At 62.6% G+C, this 5,458-nt stretch carries 7 protein-coding genes; 3 read left to right on the plus strand and 4 right to left on the minus strand.

Annotation, left to right across the window (positions count from 1 at the left end; translation table 11 throughout):
* The first annotated feature begins 219 nt into the window (after positions 1-219).
* From AC1DUU_RS21620 to AC1DUU_RS21630, 3 genes are read left to right on the plus strand one after another with little or no spacing between them, the layout of a single operon-like run.
* Positions 220-1,101 carry a LysR family transcriptional regulator gene (locus tag AC1DUU_RS21620; protein WP_476785443.1) on the plus strand — a complete coding sequence of 294 codons (882 nt, stop codon included), beginning with the start codon at positions 220-222 and terminating at the stop codon, positions 1,099-1,101.
* Positions 1,102-1,160: 59 nt separating this feature from the next.
* On the plus strand, positions 1,161-1,790 hold the full coding sequence (locus tag AC1DUU_RS21625; RefSeq protein WP_476785444.1) for a transcriptional regulator: 630 nt from the start codon (positions 1,161-1,163) through the stop codon (positions 1,788-1,790).
* Between the two features lie 4 nt (positions 1,791-1,794).
* Positions 1,795-2,193, plus strand: coding sequence for a VOC family protein (locus AC1DUU_RS21630; RefSeq protein WP_476785445.1), 399 nt, complete (start codon positions 1,795-1,797; stop codon positions 2,191-2,193).
* Between the two features lie 5 nt (positions 2,194-2,198).
* On the opposite strand, the gene AC1DUU_RS21635 is transcribed toward AC1DUU_RS21630, so the two are convergent.
* From AC1DUU_RS21635 to AC1DUU_RS21650, 4 genes are all read right to left on the minus strand, one after another.
* On the minus strand, positions 2,199-3,455 hold the full coding sequence (locus tag AC1DUU_RS21635; RefSeq protein ID WP_476785446.1) for a D-amino acid dehydrogenase: 1,257 nt from the start codon (positions 3,453-3,455) through the stop codon (positions 2,199-2,201).
* 59 nt (positions 3,456-3,514) lie between these two features.
* Positions 3,515-4,057 (minus strand): GreA/GreB family elongation factor, encoded by a 543-nt coding sequence (locus AC1DUU_RS21640; RefSeq protein WP_476785447.1) that lies wholly within the window; start codon positions 4,055-4,057, stop codon positions 3,515-3,517.
* A 79-nt stretch (positions 4,058-4,136) separates the two neighbouring features.
* On the minus strand, positions 4,137-4,565 hold the full coding sequence (rnk, locus tag AC1DUU_RS21645; protein WP_476785448.1) for a nucleoside diphosphate kinase regulator: 429 nt from the start codon (positions 4,563-4,565) through the stop codon (positions 4,137-4,139).
* Between the two features lie 288 nt (positions 4,566-4,853).
* A complete protein-coding gene (locus tag AC1DUU_RS21650; RefSeq protein ID WP_476785449.1) occupies positions 4,854-5,372 on the minus strand; it encodes an RNA pyrophosphohydrolase in 519 nt (172 codons plus the stop codon).
* Positions 5,373-5,458 lie beyond the last annotated feature (86 nt).

Genomic DNA, 5,458 nt, shown 5'->3' on the forward strand with positions numbered 1-5,458 from the left:
ATGCTTGCCGCCGATGAAATGACCGTAGTCGACCATTGCTTCTCTCCCAATTCTTTGTTGATGRCCCATTGTCCCGCTTAACGCGCGCCTTTGCAACGCGAGCGCGAACGCAACCGTTGTGCGCGAAATAAACAACAACGGGAGTTTGAATGCGATTTCATGCATAGTAGGGTGCATGGGCTGCCGCGCCAACCTGCGCTTGAGGGATGGAAACAACCAATGAACTGGGATGACGTCCGAATTTTTCTCGCCGTCGCGCGCACCGGCCAGATTCTCGGCGCGGCGCGGCGCCTCGAACTCAACCACGCAACGGTTTCGCGCCGCGTAGCGGCACTCGAAGAGGCGTTGAAGACCAAGCTGTTCCGACGGCTGACCACCGGCAGCGAATTGACGCCTACCGGCGAGCGTTTTCTCGAAGTCGCCGAGCGCATGGAGGCCGACATGTTGACCGCCCGGGCCGAAATCTCGGGCGAAGGCGACGAGGTTTCGGGCACTGTGCGCATCGGCGCACCCGACGGCTTTGGCGTTGCCTTCCTGGCACAGCGCCTGGGTACGCTCACCGCACAGCACGCCGATCTGCGCATCCAGTTGGTGCCTGTTCCAAGGACCTTTTCGCTGTCGCGGCGCGAAGCCGACATCGCCATCACCACCGAGCGGCCGAGCGAAGGCCGGCTGGTGGCGGCGAAACTCGTCGACTATTCGCTCGGCCTGTTTGCCTCGCGCTCTTATGCCGAGGCGCATGGCCTGCCGTCGTCGCGCGACGAGCTTTCCGCACATCGCCTGATCGGTTACGTGCCGGATCTCGTCGTCAGCCCCTCGCTCGACTACGCCGCCGAGTTCAGCCCCACTTGGGAATCCGCCTTTTCGATTTCGTCCGCACTCGGGCAGGTCGAGGCGGTGCGCTCAGGCGCCGGCATCGGTATCCTGCACACCTTCATTGCCCGCACCATTTCTGAGATCGTGCCGGTGACAGCGATCGCGCCGATCCGCCGTGCCTACTGGCTGGTCTACCACGAATCCGTCCGCCCACTGCGCCGCATCCAGACGGTTGCGGGCTTCATCACCAAGTCGGTGGAGCGCGAACGAGCGCTGTTTATCTAATCCCCTTCCGACAATCTCGCACATCCGCTAACACTGGCGTTTCATGCGAGGATACCGATTTGCTGCCCCGCCCCTACGCGGAATTGCTGCGCAAGGCCCGGCGTGCCACTCGGCGCGCCGACGAGGCCGAGGACCTGCTGCAGACGGTCCTTGTGGCAGCGGTCGAAGCCGGGCGCACCGACCTGTCGAAGATCGAAAACCGGCGTTGGCTGGAGGGCGCGTTGCGGCGCCGCGCAACTTTTGATGCGCGTTCGGCAGTCCGGCGGAGAAAACGTGAGGCGCCATTCGCCGTCGGCAGTTGCGAACCAACCGACCGCGACCCCGTGCCGGTTCGCTTCGTCGCGACCTTGCCGCCCAGCCTGCGCACGACGACGCTTCTGGCCCTGACCGGACACACACGACAGGAAATCGCCTGGCTGCAACGCCTTGCCGACCCGGCACTTCGCCAGCGCATCGCCGAGATCCGGCGCCGCTGGCTGGCCTTTGGCGGCACTCCGCTTGCGGAAATTCCCGGCCTTGCCGGCGCGCTCGCCTTCGGCAACATCAGGCGCTCCTTGCTCGCCATGGCAAGGCAACCGGGTACACTCCTCGCAAGCCACGACCCCGACGGGCATCTTTTTGTGATTGGCACCTCACAAAACCATGCCGCACGGCAACCTAGCAGACGTGCAACTGAAATCACGGAGTGACCAAATGTTCGGCAAATGCAAACTCGGCAACATCTGCTACTACGTCTCGGATATCGACAAGACCGAGGCCTTTTACCGCGATGTCATGGAGCTGGATGTCCAGCGCATGGATGGCGACGGAGAGGGCGAAGGCGATTGGCTGATCGCAAGCACCGCCAACGGCGTCGACCTGATTTTCTTCCAGATGGAATCGCGGCCCGGCAACTCCCCGATCATCGTCTTCGAGATTGCTGACGGCGGTATCGACGACATCGTCTCGTCGCTGGCCGGCAAAGGCGTGACCATTGTCACCCCGGTCAGTCATGCGCCAGGCGGCTGGTCGTCCGAATTCGCCGATCCTGACGGCCACACGATCTCGATGTACCAGTCGGCGGAAGCTCCGCGGTCGCTGAAGGCGGCTTGAACAGCTCAACCCCAATAACGCTCGGGGCCAAGTCCGCTGGCGTCGATCTCCGGCTCGCGGCCGGAGATCATGTCGGCGAGGATTTTCCCCGAGCCGCAGGCCATGGTCCAGCCAAGCATGCCGTGGCCGGTGTTGATGAACAGGTTCGGCAATTTCGTCCTGCCTAAGATCGGCGGACCGTCCGGTGTCATCGGCTGCAGACCGCACCAGAAATGCGCGTCGCGCAAGCTTCCCGCACCGTCAAACAGCTGTCGCAGCGACCGTTCGAGCGGCGCACGGCGCGATTCATCCAAGGTCAGATCGAAACCCGACATTTCCATCGTGCCGCCGACACGGATACGGCCGCCCAGCCGCGTAATGGCGACCTTGTAGGTTTCGTCGATGACAGTCGAAACCGGCGCGCGGTCGGCATCAGCGATCGGCATGGTCAGCGAATAGCCCTTGAGCGGATACACCGGCACGCGCTGGTGCAGCTTGCGCATGAAGCGTTCGGAATAGCTGCCGGCTGCCATCACAAAGGCGTCGGCATTGGCAATGCCATCGTCCGAAACGACCTGATGAACGCGCCCGCCCGCATGTTCCAGTGAGTAGACACGCTTGCCGAACCGGAAAATCACGCCGCGTTCGCTGCACAGTTCGACCAGACGTTCGGTGAAAAGCCGGCAGTCGCCGGTTTCGTCATCCGGCATTCGCAGGCCGCCAACTATGTTCTGGCGTGCACCGGCAAGGCCTGGTTCGGCCGCGATACAGCCCGAAGCGTCGAGGATCTCGTAGGGCACCTCGAACTTGTCGAGCACGGAGGCGTCGGAGCCGATGCCGTCGAGCTGCTCCTGGGTGCGAAACAGCTGCAGCGTGCCATGGCTGAGTTCGTCGTAGGAAATGTCGGTGCCTTCGCGTAGCACGCGCAACATATCGCGGCTGTATTCGGCCAGCGCCATCATCAGTGCCTTGTTCGCCTGATAACGTTCTGCTGTGCAGTTGCGCAGCATCCTGGCCAGCCACATCCACATCTTGGGATCGAATTTCGGCCGGAAGGAAAGTGGCCCATCCTTCATGGCGAGCCATTTCAGAGCCTTGAGCGGCATGCCGGGTGCCCCCATTGGCGAGGCATAGCCGGACGAAATCTCGCCCGAATTGGCATAGCTGGTCTCTTGAGACGGCCCCTTCTGGCGGTCGTAGACGACCACCTCGTGCCCTGCTTCGGCAAGATAATAGGCGGTCGTCACTCCGATGACGCCGCCGCCGACGACTATGACCTTCATTGCGCCCCCAAGTGCGTGACCCCGAAAGGGAGCACGCACAAACTCACAGGCGGCGCCCGTCAGGCCGCCGAAGGGCCTGGGTCATCGCCATTTCCCAAGGTGTGCCGGATTTTTCTTGGCACGCCAAGGGACTGCGGCTCATCGGAACTGAATACCAGTACCGGGAAGCGGCGGCCGGTTGCCTCGGCATCGCCTTCCGGCGTGGTGATTCCGGGACGCGCGGCCTCGGGCTGATAGTGGATCTCGTCGACACGAATGGTTTCGGTCGAGCCGCGGCCGCAGTCGACCACGATCGACTGACCTTTGCGCAGGCCGAGCAAAGCCAGCCCGCGTGGCACGGTGATCGGGATGATCTGGCCCACCATGCCGTCCATGGGCCCATGCGCGACAATGCGGGTATGTGGCGCGCCGCCATCGACGCTGAATGTCACGCGGCTGTTCAGCGTGACCACGTCGGCATCGGCTTCGTTTGAAAACACCACATGCGCCGAAGCCAGTTTGCGGCGCAAAAGGGCGACAAGCGGGCCACCCGACCAGGCCAGGCGGTCAAGCATCGTTTTGACGATGGCGAAATCCTTGGTCGTCAGCTGACATTTGGACATGGCATAGCTCCACAAGTGCTAGGCTTTGCCCGGCACTGGCATGGTTCGAAAATCGGGCTGCTGTTGAAGCTCGCGCCCGTCAATTGGCGTCTTCGCGTGGCACTTCGACCGTGATGATCTCGAGTTCGAGACGACGGCCGTCACGCGAGGTCCAGGCGACCGACTGGCCTTCACGAAGGCCGATCAGGGCAGCACCCACCGGCGTCAGGATCGAGACCTTGCCTTCGGCGATGTCGGCCTTGCCTGGATAGACAAGCGTCACCGTCTTGACCTCGCCGTCGCCGCTGCGGAACGTCACGGTCGAGCCCATGCGGATCACATTGGCCGGGATGCGGCTCAGCGGCTTGATCTTGGCCCGCTCCATTTCGGAAAGCAGTTCCTCGGCAATGCCCGGCAGGCGTTCGAGACTGGATTCGGCCAAGCCGGTCAGCCTGGCATAGTCGTTTTCGCTCACCACGATCTCGTGTTCGCGACGTTGCTTGATGTTCTGGCGCAATGGAAGCCTCATAGATTATCGTCCGGCCGGCGCATCAAAAAGGCGCGCGACCGGTCCGTCCGCGGAACGGACGTGCCCAAATGGAGCCCGAACCGCTACGCGGCCCCGGTGCTCATGATTTCATGCGTTGAAAAAAAATCGGCCCCAAGGGCTCGGAAGTCGCATAGCGACCGAGCCGGGGCTAGTATCCCGCGATGGGGCAGACCCGAAATAGGGCAAAGCTGCCGATATGAGCGATGGTGCACATGGCTGAAGAGTCGCCGACCCTGCCTTGCTTGTCAAGGGCGGCGGCCGGAGGGGCTATTTCACCAGATGCCTGAACGCAGCGACAACGTCATCATAGACCCTGCGTTTGAACGGCACGATCAGCTCTGGCAACTCGACCATCGGCTTCCAGGCCCAGCGGTCGAACTCGGCAGAATGGCCGCCGGGAGGCGGGTCGATGGCGATCTCGTTCTCCTCGCCCTCGAAGCGGAATGCGAACCATTTTTGCGTCTGGCCGCGATACTTGCCCTTGAAGGCGACGCCCAAGAGATGCGGCGGCAGGTCGTAATTGATCCAGCCGGGTGCCTCGGCAAGCAACGTGACGCTGCGCATGCCGGTTTCCTCGTAGAGCTCGCGCATGGCAGCCGGAAAAGGCTCCTCGCCCTTGTCGATGCCGCCTTGCGGCATCTGCCACAACTGGTCGGTATCAGACAATTCGCTGTCTGGTTCAGCGATCCGCCGCCCAGCCCAGACCAGCCCTTTGGTGTTCAGCACCATGATGCCGACGCAAGGCCGGTAAGGCAGGTCTTCTGGCGCGGTCCTGGTCTTCGACATCAGTCACTGTCCTCGTTCGGGGTCGGACCAGGACCGCGCCAGAAGACCTGCCTTACCGGCCTTGCGTCGGCATCATGGTGCTGAAC

The sequence above is a fragment of the Aminobacter sp. P4_H6_2 genome, assembly GCF_056400805.1.